This is a genomic window from Streptomyces sp. NBC_01341 (assembly GCF_035946055.1).
In the GTDB taxonomy this organism is placed as follows: domain Bacteria; phylum Actinomycetota; class Actinomycetes; order Streptomycetales; family Streptomycetaceae; genus Streptomyces.
The window spans coordinates 4,115,286-4,138,969 of record NZ_CP108364.1; the positions used below are offsets into that span (position 1 = coordinate 4,115,286).

Sequence of the window (23,684 nt, forward strand, 5' to 3'; positions counted from 1 at the left end):
TAGTGCGGGGTGAGCGGCGGGGATCCGGCGTCACTTGACGGCGGCCGTCAATCCACGGGCGGACCCGTCCGACCGGGGTCAGGCTGGATGCATGGACAGCGTTCAGCAGCACATGCTCGACAGCTACCGCGCCGCGACGCACGGGCTGAGGCCTCCCCCGCCGCCCGGCCGGCACGACGGGGAGGTCCTGCGCGCGATCAGCAGACGTATCCGCGTCTGGGCCGCGGCCCACCGGCCGCCCTACGCCTGAGAGCCTGTCGGGTGGCCTTCGATCAGAGGTCACCCGACAGGCCCTGAGACCCGACGTCCCCCGGGACGGGCCCGTCCTGCGCCTGGGCGGCGGCCGTTTCCCGCAGGCGTACGGCGAAGTCCGCCACCGCCTCGCGTACGTCGCCCGCCGTCCACTCCAGCCCCGGCGCCGCGACCGTGACCTCGGTGAACGAGAGCCCGGGCGGTCCCGCCGGGGCGGGGAACCAGCGGCGGAAGAGGGTCGTGCCCGTCTCCTCGGCCTGCCGCACCGATGCCTCGTCCAGTACGTCGGGGGCGTACGGCAGCCAGACCTGGAACTGGTGCGTGTGGGGCGGCCGGGGGTGCACCCGGGACCACGGCACCGCCGACTCGGCGAAGCCGTCCGCGAGTGCTCCGGCGACGACCTTCGCGTGCGCCACGTACGACGGAAGCCTCGGCAGCTCCCGCTCCAGGCCCAGCAGCGCGGAGAGGGCCGCCGGGTGCTGCTGGAAGAGCTGCCCGCCGTACCGGTGGCGCCAGGTCCGTGCCTCGTCGACCAGGGACTCGGAGCCGGCGAGCACCGCGCCGGACAGCCCGTCCAGGGACTTGTAGAACGACAGGTACACGCTGTCGGCGAGCGCGGCCACGTCCTGCAGTCCCCGCCCGAAGTGCTCGGTGCACTCCCACAGCCGGGCCCCGTCCAGGTGTACCACCGCGTCGCGTTCGCGCGCGGCGGCCACGACGGCCTCCAGCTCCTCCCAGGCGGGCAGGACGAAGCCGGCGTCGCGCAGCGGAAGCTCCAGCATCAGGGTGCCGAACGGCTCGGGGAAGCCGCGCACGTCCTCCGCGGTCATCTGGCGGGGGCCGGTCACCGGGTGCACCGTGCGCAGTCCGCTCACCGAGGTGAGCGCGCCCCGCTCGTGCACCTCGGGGTGGGACAGCGGATGCAGCGCCACGACCGGACTGCCGGTGCGCGCCGCCCAGCAGCGGAGCGCGACCTGCTGGGCCATCGTCCCGGTCGGGAAGAACGCGGCGGCCTCCATGCCGAGCAGGTCGGCGGTGCGCCGCTCGACCTCGGCGACCACCCCGTCGCCGTACACGTCCGTCCACTCGTCCAGGTCGTGGACCGTGCCGGCGTCGGCTGCGAGTGCGGTCAGCCGCTCGGCCAGGGTGTGGTCCGCGGACGCCCGCGCCAGGACCTTTCCGGACGCCCGCCAGGCGGCCAGCCTGCGGTGCCGCTGCTTCTGCTCATCGGTGGCTCCCATGGGACGATCATCACCCGGACCGCAGGCCAGGCCCACTCCGGGTCCCCGTGCCCCGCCAGAAGTTATCCACAGGATGTGGACGACCGTGGGGTGAACCGGAACGCTGGCGTAGCATTCAGAGGAATCGTCCGGTACCCCCCGCGGACTGGAACGGAAGGCCTTAGCCGCGTGAACGCATCAGATTCCAAGGAATCCCTCGACGCGAGGGACCGCCCCGCACGCCTCACCGTCGGCGTGGTCGGCGCGGGCAGGGTCGGGCCCGCCCTCGCCGCCTCCCTGCAGCTCGCCGGGCACCGTCCGGTCGCCGTGTCGGGCGTGTCCGACGCCTCGGTGCGACGGGCCGGCGCGCTGCTCCCCGACGTCCCGCTGGTGACGCCCGCCGAGGTCCTCGCGCGGGCCGAGCTCGTCCTGCTGACCGTCCCGGACGACGCGCTGCCCGGCCTGGTCGAAGGTCTCGCCGAGACAGGCGCCGTGCGGCCGGGCCAGCTCATCGTCCACACCTCCGGGCGTTACGGGACCCGGGTCCTCGACCCCGCCCTGCGGGCGGGCGCCCTCCCGCTCGCGCTGCACCCCGCGATGACCTTCACCGGCAGCCCCGTCGACGTCCAGCGCCTGGCCGGCTGCTCCTTCGGTGTCACCGCCCCCGAGGAGCTCAGGCTCGCAGCCGAGGCGCTCGTCATCGAGATGGGCGGCGAGCCCGAGTGGATCGCGGAGGAGTCCCGGGCGCTCTATCACGCCGCACTCGCCCTCGGCGCGAACCACCTGGTCACGCTGGTCGCGCAGTCCATGGAACTGCTCCACAAGGCGGGGGTGGGCGCACCCGACAGGATGCTCGGCCCGCTGCTCGGCGCCGCACTCGACAACGCCCTGCGCTCCGGAGACGCGGCGCTGACGGGGCCCGTGGCCCGGGGCGACGCCGGAACCGTTTCCGCACACGTCAGCGAGCTGCGGACGCACGCCCCGCAGGCCGTGGCCGGTTACCTCGCCATGGCCCGCGCCACGGCCGACCGGGCGCTGGACCACGGCCTTCTCAAGCCCGAGTCCGCGGAGGACCTCCTCGTCGTCCTGTCGGACAGCGCGAACGCGGCGTACGGGAAGAACGGCACACAAGGTCCGGACGCTTCCGGACCGGGGGAGAAGCGATGACCACCGCACCCGCCACCCTGCTGCGCACCGCGGCCGAACTGGATGCGCTCGGCCGGCCCGCCGGCGGTCACCACCGTGCCGTCGTCATGACGATGGGGGCGCTCCACGACGGCCACGCCACCCTGATCCGGGCGGCCCGCGCCGCCGCGGGGGCGGACGGCCAGGTCGTCGTCACCGTCTTCGTGAACCCGCTCCAGTTCGGCGAGGCCGCAGACCTCGACCGCTACCCCCGCACGCTGGACGCCGACCTCGCGCTGGCCTCGGAGGCAGGCGCCGACGCCGTCCTCGCCCCGGCCGTCGACGAGGTCTACGCCGGTGGGGACCCCCAGGTCAGGATCACCGCCGGCCCCATGGGAGAGCGGCTCGAAGGCGCCTCCCGCCCCGGGCACTTCGACGGGATGCTCACCGTCGTCGCGAAGTTCCTCCACCTCACCCGGCCGGACGCGGCGTACTTCGGGCAGAAGGACGCCCAGCAGCTCGCGCTGGTGCGCCGCATGGTGCGCGACCTGAACTTCGGCATCGACATCGTCGCCGTGCCGACCGTCCGGGACCCCGACGGCCTGGCGCTGTCCAGCCGTAACCGCTTCCTCTCCGCCGACGAGCGCCGCACCGCGCTGGCACTGCCCCGCGCCCTGTTCGCCGCCCGTGACCGGCTGGCCGCACAGAAGGCGCTCCACGTCCGCGCCCTGGCGCTCCCGGAGCACGGCGGCAGGGCCGCGGCCCTCACCCGGCTCGGCGAGGCCCGTGCCGCGGCCGACTCCCAGGCGGTCGCACTGGCACGGCCGACCGTCGCGCCCGCCGACGTACGGGCCGCCGCGCAGGCCGTCCTGGAAGAGGCGGCCGGGGAGGCGGTGCCACTCGACCTGGACTACGTGGCGCTCGTGGACCCCGCCGACTTCACCGAGATCCCGGACGACCGGGACAGCGGCGACGCGGTCCTCGCCGTCGCGGCGCGGGTGGGCGCCACCCGCCTGATCGACAACATCCCGCTGACCCTCGGAGCCCTCACATGACCGGAATACGGCTGACCGCCCCCGCCCCCGGCTGGGCCATCGACGCGGACGTGGTCGTGGTCGGCTCCGGCGTGGCCGGTCTCACCACCGCCCTGCGCTGCGCCGCCGCTGGTCTCGCCACCGTCGTCGTGACCAAGGCCCGCCTCGACGACGGCTCCACCCGCTGGGCCCAGGGCGGCATCGCGGCCGCCCTCGGCGAGGGCGACACCCCCGAACAGCACCTGGACGACACCCTGGTCGCCGGTGCCGGACTGTGCGACGAGACCGCGGTGCGTGCCCTGGTCACCGAGGGCCCCGACGCCGTCCGGCGGCTCATCGGCACCGGCGCGCACTTCGACACGACGGACACCGGCGCGATCGCCCTGACCCGCGAGGGCGGCCATCACCGCCGGCGCATCGCGCACGCCGGCGGCGACGCGACGGGGGCGGAGATCTCCCGCGCCCTGGTCGAGGCGGTCCGCTCGGCGGCCCTGCAGACCATCGAGAACGCCCTGGTCCTGGACCTGCTCACGGATGCCGACGGCCGCGCCCGGGGCGTCACCCTGCACGTCATGGGCGAGGGCCAGCACGACGGCGTCGGCGCCGTCCGCGCCCCCGCCGTCGTGCTCGCCACCGGTGGCATGGGCCAGGTCTTCTCCGCCACGACCAATCCGCCGGTCTCCACGGGCGACGGAGTGGCCCTCGCACTGCGTGCCGGCGCCGAGGTCTCGGACCTCGAATTCGTCCAGTTCCATCCGACCGTCCTGTTTCTCGGTGCCGGCTCCGAGGGCCAGCAGCCGCTGGTGTCCGAGGCGGTCCGGGGCGAGGGCGCCCATCTCGTCGACGCCACGGGCACCCGGTTCATGCTGGGGCAGCACGAGCTGGCCGAGCTGGCACCCCGCGACATCGTCGCGAAGGCCATCACCCGCCAGATGCAACTCCAGGGCGCCGAGCACATGTACCTCGACGCCCGGCACTTCGGTGCCGCCATGTGGGAGCAGCGCTTCCCGACGATCCTGGCCGCGTGCCGAAGCCACGGCATCGACCCCGTGACGCAGCCGATCCCCGTCGCACCGGCTGCCCACTACGCCTCCGGCGGCGTGCGCACCGACCTGCGGGGCCGTACGACCGTGCCGGGGCTCTACGCCTGCGGTGAGGTCGCCTGCACCGGCGTCCACGGGGCCAACCGACTGGCGTCCAACTCCCTCCTGGAGGGACTGGTCTTCGCCGAACGCATCGCGGCCGACATCACCGGCTCCGCGCACATCCCCCGGAACGGCGCCGCCGACGGGCCCGCCCCCGAGGCGCACCCCGCCGGATCGCGCGCCGTGCCACTGCTCACCGCGGAGTCCAGGACCACGATCCAGCGGATCATGACGAAGGGCGCCGGAGTCATCCGCTCGGCAGCGAGCCTCACCACCGCGGCCGGGGAACTGGATGCGCTCGGCCGGACCGCGACCGCCGACGAGGGCGGTCGCAAGGACGCCGTGCCGGGGGTGGAGGCGTGGGAGGCCACGAACCTCCTCCTCGTCTCACAGGTCCTGGTGGCCGCCGCCCGGGAGCGCGAGGAGACCCGGGGCTGCCACTGGCGCGAGGACCGTCCCGACCGCGACGACGACACCTGGCGCCGTCACCTGGTCGTCCGCGTCGACCAGGACCTGCTGCCCGTCGTCCGCACGACGGACAGTTCCGCGTTCCCGCCCGTACGCCCCGGAGACCCGGCAGACTCCGCACTGCCTGCAGGCCTCCCGAACCACCCCGCCGACGCCCCCGAGGAGCCGTAACCGTGAGCACGCCCGAAGAGAATCCGCGCCCCACGCCTGTGGACGTACCGCTGATCCACATCGGCGCCCCCGCCGCGTCCGGCGGTGGCTGCGGCGACGGCTGCGGCTGTGATGACGGCTACGACCCCGACGGCCTGGAGTGCGGTCTCGACCCCGCCCTGGCCCAGCTCCTGGCCGACGCCGGACTGGACCCCGTCCAGGTCGAGGACATCGCCCACGTCGCGATCGAGGAGGACCTCGACGGGGGAGAGGACGTCACCACCGTCGCGACCGTCCCCGAGGACGCCGTCGCCACCGGTGACTTCACCGCCCGCGAGGCGGGCGTCGTCGCCGGACTGCGCGTCGCGGAGGCCGTCCTCTCCATCGTCTGCACCGACGAGTTCGAGGTCGAGCGGCACGTCGAGGACGGCGACCGCGTCGTGCCCGGCCAGAAGCTGCTCACGGTCACCACCCGTACCCGTGACCTGCTCACCGGCGAGCGCAGCGCGCTCAACCTGCTGTGCAGGCTTTCCGGCATCGCGACCGCCACCCGCGCGTGGGCCGACGTGCTCGAAGGCACGAAGGCCAAGGTCCGCGACACCCGCAAGACGACCCCGGGGCTTCGCGCGCTGGAGAAGTACGCCGTGCGCTGCGGCGGCGGCGTCAACCACCGCATGTCACTGGTGGACGCGGCCCTGGTCAAGGACAACCACGTCATCGCGGCCGGGGGCGTCGCCGAGGCGTTCACGCGGGTCAGGAAGGCGTTCCCGGAGCTCGCGATCGAGGTCGAGGTCGACACCCTGGAGCAGGTCCGTGAGGTGCTCGATGCCGGCGCGGACCTGATCCTGCTGGACAACTTCACCCCGTCCGCCACCGCCGAGGCGGTCGCCCTCGTCGGTGGCCGTGCGCTGCTGGAGTCCTCCGGCCGGCTGTCCCTGGGCTCCGCCCGTGCCTACGCCGAGGCGGGTGTCGACTACCTGGCCGTCGGCGCGCTCACGCACTCCTCGCCGATCCTCGACATCGGCCTCGACTTCCGTGAGGCGGCGCCGACCGACGGGGCCGACGGCTGATGCTGCTCACGATCGACGTCGGGAACTCGCACACCGTCCTCGGCCTGTTCGACGGCGAGGAGATCGTCGAGCACTGGCGGATCTCCACCGACGCCCGCCGTACCGCCGACGAGCTCGCCGTGCTGCTCCAGGGCCTGATGGGCATGCACCCGCTGCTCGGTGTCGAGCTCGGTGACGGCATCGAGGGCATCGCGATCTGCTCGACGGTCCCCGCCGTCCTGCACGAGCTCCGCGAGGTCACCCGGCGCTACTACGGCGACGTCCCCGCGGTCCTCGTGGAGCCGGGCGTGAAGACCGGCGTGCCCGTCCTGACCGACAACCCGAAGGAGGTCGGCGCGGACCGCATCATCAACGCGGTCGCGGCGGTCGAGCTCTACGGCGGCCCGGCCATCGTCGTCGACCTCGGCACGGCCACCACCTTCGACGCGGTCTCGGCACGCGGTGAGTACACGGGCGGCGTGATCGCGCCCGGTATCGAGATCTCGGTCGAGGCCCTCGGCGTGAAAGGGGCGCAGCTGCGCAAGATCGAGCTGGCCAGGCCGCGCAGTGTGATCGGCAAGAACACGGTCGAGGCCATGCAGTCCGGCATCGTGTACGGCTTCGCGGGCCAGATCGACGGCGTGGTCGAGCGCATGAAGAAGGAGCTGGCGGCGGACCCGGACGAGGTGACGGTCATCGCGACGGGTGGCCTTGCTCCGATGGTGTTGGGGGAGTCCTCCGTCATCGACGAGCACGAGCCCTGGCTGACGCTGATCGGGCTGCGTCTGGTCTACGAGCGCAACATCGCCCGGATGTAGCTCCCGCCTGCGGCCACCTGCGGGAACAGTCCGGCGGCACGGAGTGGGACGCCGCGCCGCCGGGCGGCCAGTTAAGCGGATTTTGTCCATTTAGCACGTATTGTCGCGTCATGCCCACGCCCTACGGATCACGCGGCGGCATGGCGTTCAGCGCGGACGAGCTCCGGGTGCTCCGACGCGCTCTCGCCAACGCCCTCCACCCCACGCCCCTGCCGGAAGAAGACGTCCAGGACTGCCTGCGACTCGCGGGCGCGGTGGACGAGGCGGTGAGCGAGGCGGGACGGTTGCGCGCCTTCCTCCTCGCTGATCTCGCCCGCTACCGCGACGCCCTCCCCGGGTCGCTCAGCGGTTATCTGGAGCTCCTCCAGGACGCCCTCGCGGCCGGCTACGACCCCCGCCCCGACGACCTCGCCGCCCTGCGTGCCCTGCGCGCCGGGCCGGTCGCCGCGGCGCTCCTGGAGCGCTGCCAGGTGCTCGCGGAGCGCTCCGTGCGGGCGCGGCTCGCGGGGCGCGCGGCAGCGGTCACGGCACCCGCACCCCGGCGTCGCCTGCTGGCGCTTCCCGGCGGACTGGCCGCGGCCAAGGAGCCGGAACGGCCGCCCGTGCCGCCCCGTCCCAAGCAGCCGGCCGGCCCGGGGGAGCGGCCCATGCCCAAGCCCTCCGAGGTCTTCCCGCCGCGCCGCCGTCCCGCGCCCGCGCCGCCGCCGGAGGAGCGCGCGGTGTCCTGACCGGCCTGCGCGCCGCGACTCGCGGGGTGCCCGGGAGTGGCCGGAATGCCGGGCTCGCTACTCTGGAGGCATGGAATACTTCTCCGCGCTCCTGCCCCCCGTGGTGATGGCCGTCTTCTTCATCGGTCTCGTCGTGACGATCATCAAGAGCCAGGGCGGCCCGAACAAGGCCAAGGAGGACGCCGCCGTGGACGCGGCGATCGCCCGGGCCGAATCGGTGCAGCAGGCCCCGCGGCCCGAGGGCGTCTGACTCGTACCTGACATGAAGGGCGCACGGCTCCTCGGAGCCGTGCGCCCTTTTGTCGTTCCGGAATTATCCCATTCCAGACATCTAGCACTAAGGTGGCGCTGTGCCTCGCCAAATGGGAGAGCTGGAAGACGCCGTGATGACACGGGTCTGGCAATGGAACCGCCCGGTCACCGTGCGGGAAGTTCTCGAGGACCTGCAACAGGAACGTTCCATCGCCTACACGACCGTGATGACGGTAATGGACAATCTCCATCAGAAGGGCTGGGTGCGCCGGGAAGTCGACGGCCGGGCATATCGATATACGGCCGTCTCCACCCGCGCCGCATACTCGGCCGCACTGATGAACGAAGCCTGGTCCCACAGCGACAACCCCGCAGCGGCTCTGGTCGCGTTCTTCGGGATGATGTCGGCGGAGCAGCGGGAGGCGCTCGGGGATGCCATGCGCGTCGTCGCGCCCACCCTGCCCGAACCTGCCGAGAGTCCGTCCGGAGACGGTGGGGCGGCCGATGAAGCGCCGCCGCAGAGCGGGCGATAGCGTCGGGGGATGTCCTCTGAGCAACCGCGAACCGAGCACCGGAACGAGACGCGAACCGGAGCCCGTACCCGGCCGGAAACAGGATCCGCACCAGAAGTTCATACCGACCCGTCGGTAATTGGGCCGGCCATCACCGTCCGGCGCGCCAGGACAAGTGATGTCGCGTCGGTCCGCGCACTCCTTGACGGCTACGTCACCGAAGGCATCCTGCTCGACAAAGCGACGGTGACGCTTTACGAGGACATCCAGGAGTTCTGGGTCGCCGAACGCGACGAGGACGCCCGTGTCATCGGCTGCGGCGCACTCCACGTGATGTGGGAAGACCTCGCGGAAGTCCGTACTCTCGCCGTCGACCACGGCATCAAGGGCGCCGGAGTCGGACACCAGGTTCTGGGCAAGCTGTTGCAGACCGCGCGCTGGCTCGGTGTCCGCCGGGTTTTCTGCCTCACCTTCGAAGTCGAGTTCTTCGCGAAGCACGGCTTCACGGAGATCGGAGAGACGCCGGTCGACGGAGATGTCTACAGCGAGCTGCTTCGTTCCTATGACGAGGGTGTCGCGGAGTTCTTGGGTCTCGAACGAGTGAAGCCGAACACCTTGGGCAACAGCCGGATGCTTCTGCACCTGTGACCGGGGGAAGTGGGCGGAGCCCTATGTCCGAATCGCGCATGTTTCCCGCGTTCTTGCGCTCCTGAACCTCTCCCAGGGGTTTGTGTTTTCCGGGGAAAAGCGGTTTCCTTTCCGCGTACTGCATTTTCGATGAAAGGAAATCCGGTGGCACAGAAGGTTCAGGTCCTTCTTGTTGATGACCTCGACGGTGTCGAGGCGGACGAGACAGTGACGTTCGCTCTGGATGGCAAGACCTACGAGATCGACCTCACCACGACGAACGCGGACAAGCTCCGTGGTCTTCTCGAGCCGTACACCAAGAGTGGTCGTCGCACCGGTGGCCGCGCAGCGACCGGCCGCGGCAAGGGCCGTGCGGTCGCGGGTGGCAACAAGGACACCGCCGAGATCCGCAAGTGGGCCCGCGAGAACGGCCACAACGTGAATGACCGCGGCCGTGTCCCGGCCGAGATCCGTGAGGCTTACGAGAAGGCCAACGGCTGACCTGTCGGGCGATGGGCCCGCAGGTTCGTCCGGGCGTGCGTGAGCCTGGCCCGGTGGCACTCCGTCGCCGCCGCGTCCACGAGCCGTACGAGATCGGGAGCATCCCCACCCCTGCTCCCGAAGCCGCCCAGGGCCGGGAGCGACGCCTCCGCCCCCTGGCCGGATCCGGGTGGCCGCAGCCAGACCGCGGCCCCCGGTGAGCCCGCTGACGCCACCCCGGGTGGCGCCGGGGCGATCATGTGCCCGCCCGGACCGACAGCGGTCAGGTCGAGAGCGATGCCGCCCCATTCCAGCCAGTCGAGCAGCCCCGGCAGCTCGTCGGCGCCGCCCGCGGCGACCAGCAGCAGCATCCGCTGCCCCGCCAACGCGACGGGGCCCGTGCGCCCCACCCGGCTCAGTGCCGCGTGACCTGCCGCGGCAGGCAGTTCCAGTACGTCGAAGTGCAGCCCCGTCAGAAGCCGCAGCGGCGAGGTGCCCGTCGTGGCCCAGCCGAGCTCCTGGGCGTACCACCGGGCCCAGCCCTCGGACTCGGACGACGAGCGGGGCGGCGGGACGAGGGAAGCCATGTCCGATGAACTGCCGAGCCCACCTCGAAGTTACGCACCGCTCATGATCGGGTGCGCTGCGTGCGGTCGGTGGGGGCGCGCGGGAGCACCCGGCAGCACGAAGTTGTTCGCCCGTAGCGGAGGAAACGGGGGTGCGCCGCATGGACTGTCAGTGAGTGCGGGTAAGACATCCCTAGTGGGAAGGGGCGACACGCGGGCAAAAGCGTCTCACGTTCGCCATCGGCGTACTGGCGAAAGGGCTATCTGCCTGGCCTGCGGGAACATCGTCTCGCACCATCGGGTTGGAGCAGTTGTCGGCGTTCGGGGCAGGAGATCCCCCCGGGAAGCAGGCCGGGTGTCGGCAGTTGAAATGAGCGGTCCCCGCTTGCGGGACTAAGCTGCGGAAGGACAGGGAGGGGACCGACCCCTTACTGCCTGACCGCTCTGAGGAGCGATTAACGATGTTCGAGAGGTTCACCGACCGCGCGCGGCGGGTTGTCGTCCTGGCTCAGGAAGAAGCCCGGATGCTCAACCACAACTACATCGGCACCGAGCACATCCTCCTGGGCCTGATCCACGAGGGTGAGGGTGTCGCCGCTAAGGCCCTGGAGAGCCTCGGGATTTCGCTCGAGGCGGTCCGCCAGCAGGTGGAGGAGATCATCGGTCAGGGCCAGCAGGCCCCGTCCGGTCACATCCCCTTCACGCCCCGGGCCAAGAAGGTCCTGGAGCTGTCGCTCCGCGAGGCCCTTCAGCTCGGCCACAACTACATCGGCACGGAGCACATCCTGCTCGGCCTGATTCGCGAGGGCGAGGGCGTCGCCGCCCAGGTCCTCGTGAAGCTGGGTGCCGACCTGAACCGGGTGCGGCAGCAGGTCATCCAGCTGCTCTCCGGGTACTCGGGGGGCAAGGAGGCGGCCACCGCGGGCGGCCCTGCGGAGGGCACGCCCTCCACTTCCCTGGTGCTCGACCAGTTCGGCCGGAATCTCACCCAGGCCGCTCGTGAGTCCAAGCTCGACCCGGTCATCGGGCGCGAGAAGGAGATCGAGCGGGTCATGCAGGTGCTGTCCCGCCGCACGAAGAACAACCCGGTGCTCATCGGCGAGCCCGGCGTCGGCAAGACGGCCGTCGTCGAGGGCCTGGCCCAGGCCATCGTGAAGGGCGAGGTGCCCGAGACCCTCAAGGACAAGCACCTCTACACCCTCGACCTCGGCGCGCTGGTGGCCGGCTCCCGCTACCGCGGTGACTTCGAGGAGCGCCTGAAGAAGGTCCTCAAGGAGATCCGCACCCGCGGCGACATCATCCTGTTCATCGACGAGCTCCACACCCTCGTGGGTGCGGGTGCCGCCGAGGGCGCGATCGACGCCGCGAGCATCCTCAAGCCCATGCTGGCGCGAGGCGAGCTGCAGACCATCGGTGCCACGACGCTCGACGAGTACCGCAAGCACCTGGAGAAGGACGCCGCGCTCGAGCGCCGCTTCCAGCCCATCCAGGTCGCGGAGCCGTCGCTGCCGCACACCATCGAGATCCTCAAGGGCCTGCGCGACCGCTACGAGGCCCACCACAGGGTCTCCATCACGGACGAGGCGCTGGTCCAGGCCGCCACCCTGGCCGACCGCTACATCTCGGACCGCTTCCTGCCGGACAAGGCGATCGACCTGATCGACGAGGCCGGTTCCCGGATGCGCATCCGCCGGATGACCGCGCCGCCGGACCTCCGCGAGTTCGACGAGAAGATCGCGGGCGTCCGCCGCGACAAGGAGTCGGCCATCGACTCCCAGGACTTCGAGAAGGCAGCTTCGCTCCGCGACAAGGAGAAGCAGCTGCTGGCTGCGAAGGCCAAGCGGGAGAAGGAGTGGAAGGCCGGCGACATGGACGTCGTGGCCGAGGTCGACGGCGAGCTCATCGCCGAGGTCCTCGCCACCGCGACCGGCATCCCGGTGTTCAAGCTGACCGAGGAGGAGTCCTCGCGTCTGCTGCGCATGGAGGACGAGCTCCACAAGCGCGTCATCGGCCAGAAGGACGCCATCAAGGCCCTCTCGCAGGCGATCCGCCGTACGCGGGCCGGCCTGAAGGACCCGAAGCGTCCCGGTGGCTCGTTCATCTTCGCCGGCCCGTCCGGTGTCGGTAAGACGGAGCTCTCCAAGACACTCGCCGAATTCCTCTTCGGCGACGAGGACGCGCTGATCTCCCTCGACATGTCGGAGTTCAGCGAGAAGCACACGGTTTCCCGCCTCTTCGGTTCGCCCCCCGGTTACGTGGGCTACGAAGAGGGTGGCCAGCTCACCGAGAAGGTGCGCCGCAAGCCGTTCTCCGTCGTCCTCTTCGACGAGGTCGAGAAGGCCCACCCCGATATCTTCAACTCCCTGCTCCAGATTCTGGAGGACGGTCGCCTGACCGACTCCCAGGGTCGGGTCGTGGACTTCAAGAACACGGTCATCATCATGACGACCAACCTCGGGACGCGGGACATCTCGAAGGGCTTCAACCTGGGCTTCGCCGCTCAGGGCGATGTGAAGACGAACTACGAGCGGATGAAGGTCAAGGTCAACGAAGAGCTCAAGCAGCACTTCCGGCCCGAGTTCCTCAACCGTGTCGACGACACGGTCGTCTTCCACCAGCTCACCGAGGAAGACATCATCCAGATCGTCGACCTGATGGTCGCCAAGGTGGATGAGCGTCTCAAGGACCGCGACATGGGTATCGAGCTCAGCTCGGAAGCCAAGTCGCTCCTGGCGAAGAAGGGTTACGACCCCGTGATGGGCGCCCGGCCGCTGCGCCGGACGATCCAGCGCGAGATCGAGGACATCCTCTCCGAGAAGATCCTCTTCGGCGAGCTGCGCCCCGGTCACATCGTGGTCGTGGACACCGAGGGTGAGGGCGAGGAGAAGAAGTTCTCCTTCCGTGGCGAGGAGAAGTCGGCACTGCCCGACGTCCCGCCGATCGAGCAGGCGGCAGGTGGCGCCGGCCCGAATCTGACGAAGGAAGCGTGATGGCGCCAAGCGCCTGAGCGTCGAAGGGGCTGCCCCGGACCGATGAACGGTCCGGGGCAGCCCCTTTTTTTTGACCGGTCATCGTCCGGGGCAGCCCCTTTTCTTATCGGTTCTGTGCCGGGCCGGGACCGGTGCAGGAAGCGATGGCGAGTGACAACCCCCGGGGCGTCGTCGCCGGGCTCGTACACACCTCTCGCGCGGGCCACCGATCCCGATGAGGCTCTGCGGGTAAGGAATTTCCGTTGCCGTGCCGGGGCGATGCCCGGCGGGCGGGCGCGGATACGTGGAGGGGCGCTTTCAGGTTCGTGTGGTGTTCCTCACACCGAAAGTGCACGCAGTGAAAGCAACTGCACCCTTTCGTCTTTTCTGTCTCCCCCTGTGCTCGGCTGCTGACCGGAAGGGGTGAAGAAACTGTGACGAGCGACCGCTGTCCCGGCCATACGATCACTCCGAGTCGCGTCTGCGTGTCCCATTCCGCTGCGACCCCTTCATCTCTTTCTCCGGACCCCGAAGGGCTCTTGTGAAGATTCGCCGGATTCTTGCCACAGCCGTCGCCGCCGCGGTGACCACCCCCGTGCTCCTGCTGTCCGTCACCCCCGCGTTCGCCGACGGCAAGCCGGCGGCACAGACGCAGGAGAAGCCGTCCATCGCGGAGCTGGAGAAGGCCGCCGCTGCGGCGAAGGCCGTGTATGACAGCGCCGTGGAGGCCGAGAACGCCGCTGAGGCGGCTCTGGAGGCGCTCGCGTCCGACACCGCTCCGCTCGTCGTGGCGGTCAAGGCGGCTCAGGCCGCAGCGGTCGCGGCCGGTACCGAGAAGGACGCCGCCGACCAGGCGCTCGTCGACGCGCGGGCGGCGCTGGCTGCGCTCCCGGACGACGCCACAGAGGAGCAGAAGGCCGCCGCGACGGCAGCTGTCACCGAGGCCGAGACGGCCGCCGGCACCGCCGCCACGGCCAAGGAGGACGCCGACGCCAAGGTCCTGGAGGCCCAGGACACGCTTGACGACGAGCGGGTGGCCGCGGCCCGGGCGATCGGCCAGGCACAGAAGGCCACCGAGGAGGCGCTCGCCCAGAAGACCGCCGCCGACGAGGCACTGGCCAAGGCGATCGAGGAGGGCGAGGACGACGAGGAGTGCGTCCCCGAGGCCAAGCTCAAGACGGTCGTCACGGGCCTGCCGTCCACGGTCGTCGCCGGCACGAAGGTCAACTTCCGTCTCCGGGTGACCAACGGGACCGGCAGGACGATGGACGAGGTGTACCCGTTCGCCTACGTCCACGCGACCGACAAGAGCGGCATCAAGGACCTCGGCGACCTGGTGCACCTGCAGTGGTCGCCCGGATCCTCCGGCACGTGGAAGAACGTCGACAACGAGCACTACATGGACGCCATCAGCCCGCTGAAGGCCGGCGCCCACGCGGACATCAAGATGCGGCTCACGATCGACGCCAAGGCCCCTGCGGGCAACGGCGTCACCTTCGTCGCCGGTGACTACTGGAACGACAACGGCACGTGCGGTGGCAGCCCCGACCTCGAGGGCTACGAGTTCCTGATCGCCGCCAAGGGCAGCAAGCCGGCCACCGGTGACGCCAAGCCCAGCACCACCGAGCCGGCCGACTCGGGTATCAAGCCCCAGAGCGGCGGGTCGTCCGCTCCCGTGGGCGGCAGCCTCGCCGCCACGGGCTCGTCCTCGGCGACATCGCAGCTCGCCCTCGCTAGTGGCGCCGCCCTGGCGATCGGTGCGGGCGCGGTGTTCGCCGCCCGCCGCCGCAAGGCCGGCGCGCACGCCTGACGCGTGAGGCGGGGCGCCCGCCGGGCGCCCCGCCCCGCGCACTGAACGCCCGACGGGCCCGACACCTACCGGTGTCAGGCCCGTCATGCTGACCAGCCCGGTTCCGGCCACAGGCCAGGGCGTTCAGCCGTAGCCGTAGCCGTAGCCGTAGCCGTAGCCGTAGCCGTAGCCGTAGCCGTAGCCGTAGCCGTAGCCGTAGCCGGGCTCCGGCCTTCACCCGCGGTCGGTGAGCCCCTGGCCGGTACGCGTCCGTCGGCGTAAGGAGCATGGGGCCGAAGGTCCCGAAACGGACAGGCTTCGGGCCCACTGGCGGTGACAAGGCGCACAGCCGTTTTGGGTCTACTACGGCCGTTAGGAGTACGCCTGGGGGGTGGCGCAGGGACTTTCGGCCCGCGTCGGCTGAGCCTTTCGGCGTATGTGGTGATTTGCCCTGTTTGATAGTCCGTGCCCAGGAAGGATGGCTTTGGAGCTGGGGTTAAACCCGATCTGCGATTTTTGCCCGGAAGATCGCCCACGGCGATTCCGGTCGGCAGTCACGGTAATTCCCCCGCCCTTCAACTACGGCTTTTGATCGTAGATGGGGCGTTTGAGTGTTGCTGGGGGTGCGGGTTACCAAGGTGGAGCAAGCCCGGTCGAGCACCGGGTCCAGTCACCCCGGAGGTACTCACCGCATGTCGAAGCGCGTAACGTTCCAGCACTCCCGCCGCCCGTCCATGCCCCGCGTCAGTGGCGCCGTCGTGGCCGTCGGCCTGGGTGCGTCGATGGTGTTCGGCGCGGGCGCGGCGTTCGCGTCCGGCAGTACGGGCACTGCGGACACCGCGGCCCTCGCCGGCGCGGCCACCGCCACCTCGATCGCTCAGCAGGCGACCGCCCAGACCAAGGCCGCGGACAAGGCGAAGGCCGACAAGGCCGAGAAGGCCGCCGCCAAGAAGAAGGCGGCTGCCAAGAAGAAGGCCGCCGCGAAGAAGAAGGCCGTGTCGTGGGAGGTCCCGGTCCGCCACTACGAGCTGAGCGCCACCTTCGGTGTGGGCGGCGACCGCTGGGCCCACAAGCACTCCGGTCAGGACTTCGCGGTGCCGATCGGCACCAAGGTCGAGGCCGCGCACACCGGCCGGGTCGTCAAGGCGGGCCCGAACGGCGCCGGTGACGGTCCCGCGTACGGCAACGCCATCGTCATCAAGCACGCCAACGGCAAGTACTCGCAGTACGCGCACCTGTCGAAGATCGAGGTCAAGGTCGGCGAGCGCGTCAAGACGGGCGAGGAGATAGCCAAGTCCGGCAACACCGGTAACTCCAGCGGTCCTCACCTGCACTTCGAGATCCGCAACACCCCGAACTACGGTTCCGCGATCAACCCGGTCTCCTACCTGCACGCCGAACACGTCCACGTCTGAGACGCCTGACGCGTGATTCCTGCCGCTAAGCGGCGGATCCCGGGTCATGGGCCCTGGTCACCAGCTCGATGGCGACCTCGAGAGCAGCTTCGCGCTTCTCCTCGGGGTCGCCTTCGGCGTCTCTGAGGGCGAAGACCCCCGCGTGCATGGCCATCAGTGCGGTGAAGCAGCGCACCTGGTCGGTGAGCGGGGCGTCCGGTTCCTTGATCAGGTCGACCAGTGCGATGACGCGGTGCTTGATGGTGTGGCCGATGCTCAGCTCGCGCACCGTCGCCTGGTTCTCCTGCATGAAGACGAACAGTGGTGCGGCGGCCCTGAGCGCCTCGCTGTAGCGGACCAGGATCTCCTTCTTCGTCTCCAGCGTGCGGGGCTGCTCCTGGCCCCATTCCAGCAGCTCCTCGACCGGCCGGTTCAGGTCCTCGAAGATGCTGTTGAGGATGTCTTCCTTGGTCTTGAAGTGGTAGTAGAGCGCCGCCTTCGTGACCTGCAGGTGCTCGGCGATCTCGCGGAGCGACGTCTTCTCGTAGCCCTGTTCGGCGAAGAGCTCCAGGGCGACGTCCTGAATGCGCTGGCGGGTGTTGCCCCGGCGCGGCTGCGGCGTGCTGCCCATGCGACTCTCCCAAGAACTTACTTGACGCCCGGCTAGTTACGGGTCTACTTTCCTCAGTGTAGCCAACTAGCCGGGCGGCAAGTAAGTGCCGGGTCGGCGGACCGGGCACCAGGGGATCAGGGGAATGACGACATGGCGGAACTGAAGAAGGCGGCGGCCGGCCCGGCCGAACCGCAGGCGCGCAGCGTCAGGGTGGTGGTACTCGCGCTGATGATCACGATGCTGCTGGCCATGCTCGACAACCTGATCGTCGGCACCGCGATGCCGACCATCGTCGGTGACCTGGGCGGACTGGAACACCTGTCCTGGGTGGTGACGGCCTACACCCTCGCCACTGCGGCCTCCACCCCCATCTGGGGCAAGCTCGGCGACATGTACGGACGCAAGGGCATCTTCCTGACGTCCATCGTGATCTTCCTGATCGGCTCGGTGCTGAGCGGTATGGCCCAGGACATGGGTCAGCTGATCGGGTTCCGTGCGGTCCAGGGCCTCGGAGCGGGCGGCCTGATGGTCGGCGTCATGGCGATCCTCGGTGACCTGGTGCCCCCGCGCGAGCGGGGGAAGTACCAGGGCATGATGGCCGGCGTCATGGCGATCGCCATGATCGGCGGACCGCTGGTCGGCGGCACCATCACCGACCACCTGGGCTGGCGCTGGAGCTTCTACATCAACATCCCGCTCGGCGTGCTCGCGCTGGCGATGGTCACCGCCGTGCTGCACCTGCCCCGCAAGGAGCGTGGGAAGGCCAGGGTCGACTACCTCGGCGCCGCCCTCCTCACCGTGGGTATCACCGCGGTCGTGCTGGTCACCACCTGGGGCGGTACGGAGTACGCCTGGGGTTCTGCCGTGATCATGGAGCTCGTCGCGCTCGGCGTGGCCTCCCTCGTCGGTTTCGTCTTCGTCGAGACGAAGGCCGCCGAGCCGGTGATCCCGCTTCACATCTTCCGCAGCCTCAACTTCACCCTCATGTCGGTCGTCGGGTTCATGGCCGGCTTCGTGATGTTCGGAGCGGTGCTCTTCCTGCCGCTGTTCCAGCAGTCGGTGCAGGGCGCGTCCGCGACCAACTCCGGACTCCTGCTCCTGCCGATGCTGCTCTCGATGATGGTCGTCTCGCTGATCGCGGGCCGGGTCACCACCGGCACCGGGAAGTACAAGGTCTTCCCGATCATCGGCAGCATCCTGATGGTCGTCGGCCTGTTCCTGCTGGCCTCCATGGACACCGGCACCACGCGTTTCACCTCCGGCGTCTACATGGCGGTGCTCGGCGCGGGCATGGGCTTCCTGATGCAGATCACGATGCTCGTCGCGCAGAACAGCGTCGAGCTCAAGGACATGGGAGTCGCCTCGTCCGCCACGACCCTGTTCCGGACGCTCGGCAGCTCCTTCGGAGTGGCGATCATGGGCGCACTGTTCACCGGGCGCGTACAGGACGAGATGGCGGAGCGGGGCGGCGCCGCGGCGACCGGGATGCCGGCGCAGCTGGACGCGGCGAGTCTGGCGAAGCTCCCGGACCCGGTCCGTGAGGCGTACGAGTACGCCGTGGCCTCGGGGACGCACATCGCCTTCCTCGTGGGCGGCTCGGTCGCGGTGATCGCCCTGGTGGCGTCGCTCTTCGTCAAGGAGGTCCCGCTGCGGGGTACCGCCAAGCCGCAGGGGCCGGAGGCCGAGGGCACGGCGCTTCCCGCGGGGGCCAAGGAGTCTCAGGCCGTCTGAGCGCGCACGCGAAGGGCCCCGGAGGCGTCGTGCCTCCGGGGCCCTTCGCGTCGGCCCGTACGCCCCTGCGGCGAAGGACGGCGGAGGCCTGAGCCCCGTGGCTCAGTCCCGGCCTCGCTCCATGTCGTCCTGGCGCAGCATGGGGAAGCTGCCGGTGTTCGTCGGAGCGTGTTCCGGCAGCCACAGCACCGCGACGGCCCCGCCCATGCCGTCGGCACTCCCGGCCGGCCCCGCGTTGCGGAAGGTCAGCCGGGCGCCGAGGACCCGTGCCTGTCCGGCCGCGATGGTCAGGCCGAGCCCGTGACCACGCCCCGCCCGGTCGGCGCTCCCGGTACGGAACCTGCTCGGCCCTTCCCGCAGCAGTGCCTCGGGAAAGCCAGGTCCGTGGTCGCGGACCCGTACCACCCGGCCCTCGACCGTGACCTCGACCGGGCCCGCGCCGTGCTTGGCCGCGTTGCCCAGCAGATTGCCCAGGATGCGCTCCAGCCGCCGCGGGTCCGTGGACACCTGGGACTCGTGCAGCACCCGCACCGTGATCTCCGGATCCAGCAGTCCGATCCGGCGCCCCACGAATTCGCCCAGCCGCAGTTCCTGCAGTTCGGCGCGCTCCGAGGCGCTGTCGAGTCTCGCCACCTCCAGGACGTCCTCGACCAGTGTCCGCATCGCCTGGGCCCGGTCCCGTACGAGCTCCGTCGGCCGTCCCGGGGGCAGCAGCTCGGCGGCCGTGAGGAGCCCGGTCACGGGGGTGCGCAGCTCGTGGGCGATGTCGGCGGTGACCCGGCGCTCGGCCTCGATCCGCTCGTTCAGCGCGTCGGTGAGCGCGTCCACGGCTCGGGCCAGCTCGTCCGTCTCGTCCCGTACGACGCCGCCGACGGCTTCCCGGACACGTACCTCCGTGTTGCCCTGGGCGACCTTGCCGGCCGCTGCCGCCGCCTTGCGCAGCCGCCGCGAGAGCTGGCCGCCGATGAGCACCCCCAGGGCGCAGCCGCCGAAGACGACCGAGACCGAGCCGATGACCAGCGCGCGGTCGAGGTCGCCCATCACCGTGGCGTTGCGGTCGGCGAAGCGGGTGTGCAGGGACAGGACGTCGCCGTTGGCCAGCGGTACGGCCGCCCAGACGTCGGGTACCCCGTCCGCGTACTCGTCGACGTGGGTGGCGCGCCGGTTCTCCCGGGTCCTCTCACGCAGGCTCTTCGGCAGCGCGGGGTCGTTGATCTTGGCGCCGAACTTCGGGGACGGCTTCTGGGTGTTCGTCGCCTCGTAGAGCCGCTGGGCGAACAGCAGCCGCTCCAGCTGTACCTCGCGCGCGTTCTCCAGCATCGAGGCGCGGGCGGCGTTGTGGACGACGAGGCTCAGGGCCAGCGCGATGAGCGCGCCCACGGCCGCGATCGCGATGCTGATCTTCCAGCGGACACCGGTCCGCAGCGCCAGCCGCCTCATGCGCGGAGTTTGTAGCCGAAGCCGCGGACGGTCTCGATCCGGTCCTGCCCGATCTTGGTCCTGAGCCGCTGGACGTGGACGTCGACGACGCGGGTGTCCCCGCCCCAGCCGTAGTCCCACACCCGCTCCAGGAGCCTGTCCCGCGACAGGACCGTGCCCGGTGCCGAGGAGAACTCCAGCAGCAGCCGCATCTCGGTCGGGGTGAGGCCCACGTGGTCGCCCCCGCGACGCACCTCCATGCCCTCGGTGTCGATCTCCACGTCGCCGAAGACCAGCACACCGTCCGCCTCGCCCGGAGGTCCTTCGCCGGGTGCGGCACCGTGGGGGCCGGCCGCGTGGCCGAAGCGCCGCAGAACCGCGCGGATGCGCGCGACGAGCACCGCCCCGTCGAACGGCTTCGTGACGTAGTCGTCGGCCCCGGCCTCCAGGCCCAGCACGACGTCGATCGCGTCGGCCCGCGCCGACAGCATGATCACCGGCACGGTCGACTCGTCGCGGATGCGGCGGCACAGACTGACGCCGTCCAGCCCCGGCACCATCACGTCCAGCAGCGCGATGTCCGGACGGTCCGCCCGGAAGGCCTCCAGGCCCAGCAGGCCGTCGGGCACAGCGGTGACCGTGAAGCCGACCCGTTCCAGGGCGAGCTGGGTGGCTTCACGGATGACGTCGTCGTCCTCGACGAAGAGGACGTGGGTCTCGGCCATACGGGCGGCTCTCAGTTCTTCGCAGTCGGCGGTACGGGAAGGGTGCCCTCCCCGTTGCCGACGGCCCGGTTGAAGTCGTTGTGCACCCGGTCGGTCTCGGCGAACCGGCCGGCCGTCCAGCGGTACGTGACGATGTCCTCGCCGGAGGGGTACGCGACCGCGTCCTTGGACCCGTACACCTGGGTCGTCACCACCAGGTCCCCCCGGTCGATCGTGCCGTAGACGGCGGGCGTCTCGGCGGCGAAGACGTTGCCGTACGAACCGTCTGCGCGCTGCCGGTAGACGTAGGTGCCCACGCCCACCGAGTCGCCACAGGTCATCACGTTGACCACGACGTCGGCCGCCGGGCCGTCGGTGAGCGTGCCGTACGAGGTGTCGATCGGGTACTCGTCACCGGTGCAGGGCTTGAGGTCGTCCTTGAACCGGGCGCTGACCTTCGGGTCCGCCTGTACCAGCTCCACCGCGTCGATGCGCGGCGCGGGTTTCGCCGTCCCCGCGGGGACGGCGTCCTGCGCCGAGGCCCGGGTGACCGGCCGGGTACCCGCGGGGCCCTCGTCACGGGTGCCGGTGCCGCCGGAGGTGCAGCCGGCGCACAACAGCGCGAAGGCGGCGAGCCCGGCAACCGCCGTGCTCCCCGCCGCGAGGCCGGCACCGAGCCTGCGGCCCCGTCCCGCCGTCCTGCCGCCGCCCGTGCCTTCGCCGTTCAGGCCGCGCACCGCTCCCGCTCCCGCCCGTCGTGACGCCGGTCCCGCTGGGCGGGTATCCGCGCGAGAACGCCCTCGGCCTCACGGCTGTGCGCCGCGCGGTCCTCCAGCTCCTGGCGCAGGCGCGCGAGGGCGCGGTGCAGCGTGCTCTTTACCGTGCCGGCCGACATGCCGAGGGCCGCGGCCGTTTCTTCCGTGCTCATCTGCTCCCAGTGTCGCAGCACGACGACACTGCGCTGCTTCGGAGCCAGGACACCGAGGACGTCCATCAGCAGGGCACGGTCGGCGCGCTGCTCGGAACCGTCGTCGATGCTCGCGTCGGGGAGCTGCTCGGTGGGGACCTCGTCGAGCTTGCGGGCCCGCCACCACTCCGTACGCGTGTTGATCATGACGCGGCGCAGGTAGGCGTCGGCCAGGGACTTGTCGGCGATGCCGTCCCAGCGGCGGTAGGTGCGGGCCAGGGCGGTCTGGAGCAGGTCCTGCGCGTCCACGGGATCCGGCACGAGACGGCGGGCACTGCGCAGCAGCGCGTCCTGCCTGGTCCGTACGTACTCCTCGAAGCCGAGCACCTCGCCCTGCGCCATAACAACCGCCTCCGTCCCCGTGAATCCCCGTGGTACCGCCGCCGGCCAGGTGTTCTGCCGACGTCCGGTGACGTTACGGAGGCGTTGTCACGGGGTTGTGCGGAGCAGCCGTACGCGGACGCACGGCTGCCCATCGGTTGTGTAACAGCCGATGGGCAGCCGGTCCGCCGGGTGTGTGGGGTCAGGTCAGGGGAAGCCGGTACCGGCCGTTCGCCAGGGGCTCGACCAGACCGTCGGCGACGAGCCCGTCCAGGGCCCGTGCCCGCTGCACGGGCTCCTCCCACACCGAGTCCAGCGCGGACTGCGGCACCGGGGTGACCGCGTCCCGCAGCACCGCGAGCAGCCGTCCCCGCACCTGCCGGTCCGTACCGGCGTAGGTCTGGCCGCGGCGGGGCGGCCCCTGGTGGGCGGGCTTCCCGGCCAGCCGCCAGGCGCACTGCTCCGCGATGGGGCACCGGGTGCAGTCCTCGTTCTTCGCGGTGCACACCAGGGCGCCGAGCTCCATCGTGGCCGCCGCCCAGCGCGCGGCGCGCTCGTCCTCCTCGGGGAGCAGGGCACGGGCGAGCTTGCGCTCCGCCGCGGTGGTGGCGTTCGGCGGGTACTGGATGCCGGTGGCCGCCCTGGCGAACACCCTGCGGACGTTGGTGTCCAGTACCGCGTGACGCTGCCCGTACGCGAACGAGGCCACGGCCGCGGCCGTGTACTCACCGATACCGGGCAGTGCGAGCAACTGGCCGTGTTCGCTCGGCACGTCTCCGCCGTGGCGTTCCGTTATCGCCTGGGCGGCCCCGTGCAGGCGCAGCGCGCGCCGGGGGTAGCCGAGCCGGCCCCAGGCGCGGACGGCCTCGCCCGGTGCGTCGGCGGCCAGGTCGGCGGGGCGCGGCCAGCGGGCCATCCACTGCTCGTAGACCGGAAGGACGCGGTTCACGGGGGTCTGCTGCAGCATGAATTCGCTCACCATCACGCCCCAGGCGCCCGCTTCGGGGCGGCGCCAGGGCAGATCGCGGGCGTGCTGCTCGAACCACCCGATGACGGGCGCGTGGAGGGAGGCGGGGGGCGTCTGTGTCGAAGTCGTGGCAGTCATCGCACCTACGATCCTGGCACGGAAGGCGGGATCGGCGCGCACGCTACGGGGGTGTCGCCCCGGCCGACGGCTCACGGGGTGATATCGCCACCCGTTCTGTCCCTTCGTACGGTGCGGACGAAGTCCGAGCCGGTGCAAAGTGGCTGGAAGCGCCCCGCAACGACCGCTCCGTGATGATGATCCGGAAAACTTGTCGATCAGAGCGGCGGTTGGGGGCCGGAGTTGGGCGGGAACTCTCGTACAGTT

23 protein-coding genes are annotated in these 23,684 nt (G+C 70.8%); 15 read left to right on the forward strand and 8 right to left on the reverse strand.

What is annotated here, in order from left to right; translation table 11 throughout:
• The first annotated feature begins 91 nt into the window (after positions 1–91).
• Positions 92–250, forward strand: coding sequence for a hypothetical protein (locus tag OG206_RS18205; protein WP_327117337.1), 159 nt, complete (start codon positions 92–94; stop codon positions 248–250).
• A 22-nt stretch (positions 251–272) separates the two neighbouring features.
• On the opposite strand, the gene OG206_RS18210 is transcribed toward OG206_RS18205, so the two are convergent.
• The gene (locus tag OG206_RS18210; RefSeq protein ID WP_327117339.1) at positions 273–1,493 is read right to left on the reverse strand and encodes a threonine aldolase family protein; all 1,221 of its coding nucleotides are present in this window, start codon (positions 1,491–1,493) and stop codon (positions 273–275) included.
• A gap of 168 nt (positions 1,494–1,661) precedes the next feature.
• Between OG206_RS18210 and OG206_RS18215 the strand changes: the two genes are divergently transcribed.
• The 10 genes from OG206_RS18215 (at position 1,662) to OG206_RS18260 (ending at position 9,881) form a co-directional block, all read left to right on the forward strand.
• Positions 1,662–2,639, forward strand: coding sequence for a Rossmann-like and DUF2520 domain-containing protein (locus tag OG206_RS18215; RefSeq protein ID WP_327117341.1), 978 nt, complete (start codon positions 1,662–1,664; stop codon positions 2,637–2,639).
• Entirely contained in the window at positions 2,636–3,652 is a 1,017-nt protein-coding gene (gene panC, locus OG206_RS18220) for a pantoate--beta-alanine ligase (RefSeq protein WP_327117343.1), read from the forward strand. Before OG206_RS18215 ends, panC begins: the two co-directional genes overlap by 4 nt.
• Positions 3,649–5,415: an L-aspartate oxidase gene (locus OG206_RS18225; RefSeq protein WP_327117345.1), complete on the forward strand. Its 1,767-nt coding sequence runs from the start codon at positions 3,649–3,651 to the stop codon at positions 5,413–5,415. Before panC ends, OG206_RS18225 begins: the two co-directional genes overlap by 4 nt.
• A gap of 2 nt (positions 5,416–5,417) precedes the next feature.
• Positions 5,418–6,464, forward strand: coding sequence for a carboxylating nicotinate-nucleotide diphosphorylase (gene nadC, locus OG206_RS18230; RefSeq protein WP_327117347.1), 1,047 nt, complete (start codon positions 5,418–5,420; stop codon positions 6,462–6,464).
• Positions 6,464–7,261 (forward strand): type III pantothenate kinase, encoded by a 798-nt coding sequence (locus OG206_RS18235; RefSeq protein WP_031091045.1) that lies wholly within the window; start codon positions 6,464–6,466, stop codon positions 7,259–7,261. The genes nadC and OG206_RS18235 overlap by 1 nt, the downstream gene beginning before the upstream one ends.
• 140 nt (positions 7,262–7,401) lie before the next feature.
• Positions 7,402–7,989 carry a hypothetical protein gene (locus tag OG206_RS18240; protein ID WP_327122316.1) on the forward strand — a complete coding sequence of 196 codons (588 nt, stop codon included), beginning with the start codon at positions 7,402–7,404 and terminating at the stop codon, positions 7,987–7,989.
• 70 nt (positions 7,990–8,059) lie between these two features.
• On the forward strand, positions 8,060–8,239 hold the full coding sequence (locus tag OG206_RS18245) for a hypothetical protein (protein WP_327117351.1): 180 nt from the start codon (positions 8,060–8,062) through the stop codon (positions 8,237–8,239).
• Between the two features lie 100 nt (positions 8,240–8,339).
• Complete coding sequence (locus tag OG206_RS18250) at positions 8,340–8,774, forward strand: BlaI/MecI/CopY family transcriptional regulator (RefSeq protein WP_327117353.1); 435 nt, start codon at positions 8,340–8,342, stop codon at positions 8,772–8,774.
• Positions 8,775–8,783: 9 nt separating this feature from the next.
• Positions 8,784–9,401: an amino-acid N-acetyltransferase gene (locus OG206_RS18255; RefSeq protein ID WP_442805862.1), complete on the forward strand. Its 618-nt coding sequence runs from the start codon at positions 8,784–8,786 to the stop codon at positions 9,399–9,401.
• A 144-nt stretch (positions 9,402–9,545) separates the two neighbouring features.
• Positions 9,546–9,881, forward strand: coding sequence for a histone-like nucleoid-structuring protein Lsr2 (locus tag OG206_RS18260; RefSeq protein ID WP_327117355.1), 336 nt, complete (start codon positions 9,546–9,548; stop codon positions 9,879–9,881).
• Here the strand turns inward: OG206_RS18260 and OG206_RS18265 are convergent.
• Positions 9,860–10,447: an SCO3374 family protein gene (locus tag OG206_RS18265; protein WP_327117357.1), complete on the reverse strand. Its 588-nt coding sequence runs from the start codon at positions 10,445–10,447 to the stop codon at positions 9,860–9,862. The genes OG206_RS18260 and OG206_RS18265 overlap by 22 nt on opposite strands.
• A 440-nt stretch (positions 10,448–10,887) precedes the next feature.
• On the opposite strand from OG206_RS18265, the gene OG206_RS18270 reads away from it, so the two are divergent.
• The 3 genes from OG206_RS18270 (at position 10,888) to OG206_RS18280 (ending at position 16,599) form a co-directional block, all read left to right on the forward strand.
• Positions 10,888–13,416 carry an ATP-dependent Clp protease ATP-binding subunit gene (locus OG206_RS18270; RefSeq protein WP_327117359.1) on the forward strand — a complete coding sequence of 843 codons (2,529 nt, stop codon included), beginning with the start codon at positions 10,888–10,890 and terminating at the stop codon, positions 13,414–13,416.
• 520 nt (positions 13,417–13,936) lie between these two features.
• Positions 13,937–15,205: an LAETG motif-containing sortase-dependent surface protein gene (locus tag OG206_RS18275; protein WP_327117361.1), complete on the forward strand. Its 1,269-nt coding sequence runs from the start codon at positions 13,937–13,939 to the stop codon at positions 15,203–15,205.
• Between the two features lie 671 nt (positions 15,206–15,876).
• On the forward strand, positions 15,877–16,599 hold the full coding sequence (locus OG206_RS18280; RefSeq protein ID WP_327117363.1) for a M23 family metallopeptidase: 723 nt from the start codon (positions 15,877–15,879) through the stop codon (positions 16,597–16,599).
• Between the two features lie 25 nt (positions 16,600–16,624).
• On the opposite strand, the gene OG206_RS18285 is transcribed toward OG206_RS18280, so the two are convergent.
• On the reverse strand, positions 16,625–17,209 hold the full coding sequence (locus OG206_RS18285; RefSeq protein WP_327117365.1) for a TetR/AcrR family transcriptional regulator: 585 nt from the start codon (positions 17,207–17,209) through the stop codon (positions 16,625–16,627).
• 132 nt (positions 17,210–17,341) lie between these two features.
• Here OG206_RS18285 and OG206_RS18290 point away from each other — a divergent pair, with 132 nt between their 5' ends.
• Positions 17,342–18,922, forward strand: a complete 1,581-nt coding sequence (locus OG206_RS18290) for an MDR family MFS transporter (RefSeq protein ID WP_327117367.1) — start codon at positions 17,342–17,344, stop codon at positions 18,920–18,922.
• Positions 18,923–19,024: 102 nt separating this feature from the next.
• Here the strand turns inward: OG206_RS18290 and cseC are convergent, their stop codons facing one another.
• The 5 genes from cseC to OG206_RS18315 all read right to left on the reverse strand — a co-directional run bounded on the left by cseC (position 19,025) and on the right by OG206_RS18315 (position 23,438).
• Positions 19,025–20,362 (reverse strand): two-component system sensor histidine kinase CseC, encoded by a 1,338-nt coding sequence (gene cseC / locus OG206_RS18295; RefSeq protein ID WP_327117369.1) that lies wholly within the window; start codon positions 20,360–20,362, stop codon positions 19,025–19,027.
• On the reverse strand, positions 20,359–21,066 hold the full coding sequence (gene cseB / locus OG206_RS18300) for a two-component system response regulator CseB (RefSeq protein ID WP_327117371.1): 708 nt from the start codon (positions 21,064–21,066) through the stop codon (positions 20,359–20,361). Before cseB ends, cseC begins: the two co-directional genes overlap by 4 nt.
• Before the next feature lie 11 nt (positions 21,067–21,077).
• The gene (locus OG206_RS18305) at positions 21,078–21,782 is read right to left on the reverse strand and encodes a hypothetical protein (RefSeq protein ID WP_327117373.1); all 705 of its coding nucleotides are present in this window, start codon (positions 21,780–21,782) and stop codon (positions 21,078–21,080) included.
• Positions 21,770–22,354 carry a SigE family RNA polymerase sigma factor gene (locus OG206_RS18310; protein WP_327117376.1) on the reverse strand — a complete coding sequence of 195 codons (585 nt, stop codon included), beginning with the start codon at positions 22,352–22,354 and terminating at the stop codon, positions 21,770–21,772. Before OG206_RS18310 ends, OG206_RS18305 begins: the two co-directional genes overlap by 13 nt.
• A gap of 181 nt (positions 22,355–22,535) precedes the next feature.
• Positions 22,536–23,438, reverse strand: coding sequence for an A/G-specific adenine glycosylase (locus OG206_RS18315; protein WP_327117378.1), 903 nt, complete (start codon positions 23,436–23,438; stop codon positions 22,536–22,538).
• Between the last annotated feature and the right edge of the window lie 246 nt (positions 23,439–23,684).

Bases quoted from the DNA above. Each gene is read 5' to 3' on its own strand.
- OG206_RS18205 (WP_327117337.1), top strand. From the start codon at position 92: ATGGACAGCGTTCAGCAGCACATGCTCGACAGCTACCGCGCCGCGACG.
- OG206_RS18210 (WP_327117339.1), bottom strand. From the start codon at position 1,493: ATGGGAGCCACCGATGAGCAGAAGCAGCGGCACCGCAGGCTGGCCGCC.
- panC (WP_327117343.1), top strand. From the start codon at position 2,636: ATGACCACCGCACCCGCCACCCTGCTGCGCACCGCGGCCGAACTGGAT.
- OG206_RS18225 (WP_327117345.1), top strand. From the start codon at position 3,649: ATGACCGGAATACGGCTGACCGCCCCCGCCCCCGGCTGGGCCATCGAC.
- OG206_RS18235 (WP_031091045.1), top strand. From the start codon at position 6,464: ATGCTGCTCACGATCGACGTCGGGAACTCGCACACCGTCCTCGGCCTG.
- OG206_RS18240 (WP_327122316.1), top strand. From the start codon at position 7,402: ATGGCGTTCAGCGCGGACGAGCTCCGGGTGCTCCGACGCGCTCTCGCC.
- OG206_RS18245 (WP_327117351.1), top strand. From the start codon at position 8,060: ATGGAATACTTCTCCGCGCTCCTGCCCCCCGTGGTGATGGCCGTCTTC.
- OG206_RS18255 (WP_442805862.1), top strand. From the start codon at position 8,784: ATGTCCTCTGAGCAACCGCGAACCGAGCACCGGAACGAGACGCGAACC.
- OG206_RS18265 (WP_327117357.1), bottom strand. From the start codon at position 10,447: ATGGCTTCCCTCGTCCCGCCGCCCCGCTCGTCGTCCGAGTCCGAGGGC.
- OG206_RS18270 (WP_327117359.1), top strand. From the start codon at position 10,888: ATGTTCGAGAGGTTCACCGACCGCGCGCGGCGGGTTGTCGTCCTGGCT.
- OG206_RS18280 (WP_327117363.1), top strand. From the start codon at position 15,877: ATGTCGAAGCGCGTAACGTTCCAGCACTCCCGCCGCCCGTCCATGCCC.
- OG206_RS18285 (WP_327117365.1), bottom strand. From the start codon at position 17,209: ATGGGCAGCACGCCGCAGCCGCGCCGGGGCAACACCCGCCAGCGCATT.
- OG206_RS18290 (WP_327117367.1), top strand. From the start codon at position 17,342: ATGGCGGAACTGAAGAAGGCGGCGGCCGGCCCGGCCGAACCGCAGGCG.
- cseC (WP_327117369.1), bottom strand. From the start codon at position 20,362: ATGAGGCGGCTGGCGCTGCGGACCGGTGTCCGCTGGAAGATCAGCATC.
- cseB (WP_327117371.1), bottom strand. From the start codon at position 21,066: ATGGCCGAGACCCACGTCCTCTTCGTCGAGGACGACGACGTCATCCGT.
- OG206_RS18310 (WP_327117376.1), bottom strand. From the start codon at position 22,354: ATGGCGCAGGGCGAGGTGCTCGGCTTCGAGGAGTACGTACGGACCAGG.
- OG206_RS18315 (WP_327117378.1), bottom strand. From the start codon at position 23,438: ATGACTGCCACGACTTCGACACAGACGCCCCCCGCCTCCCTCCACGCG.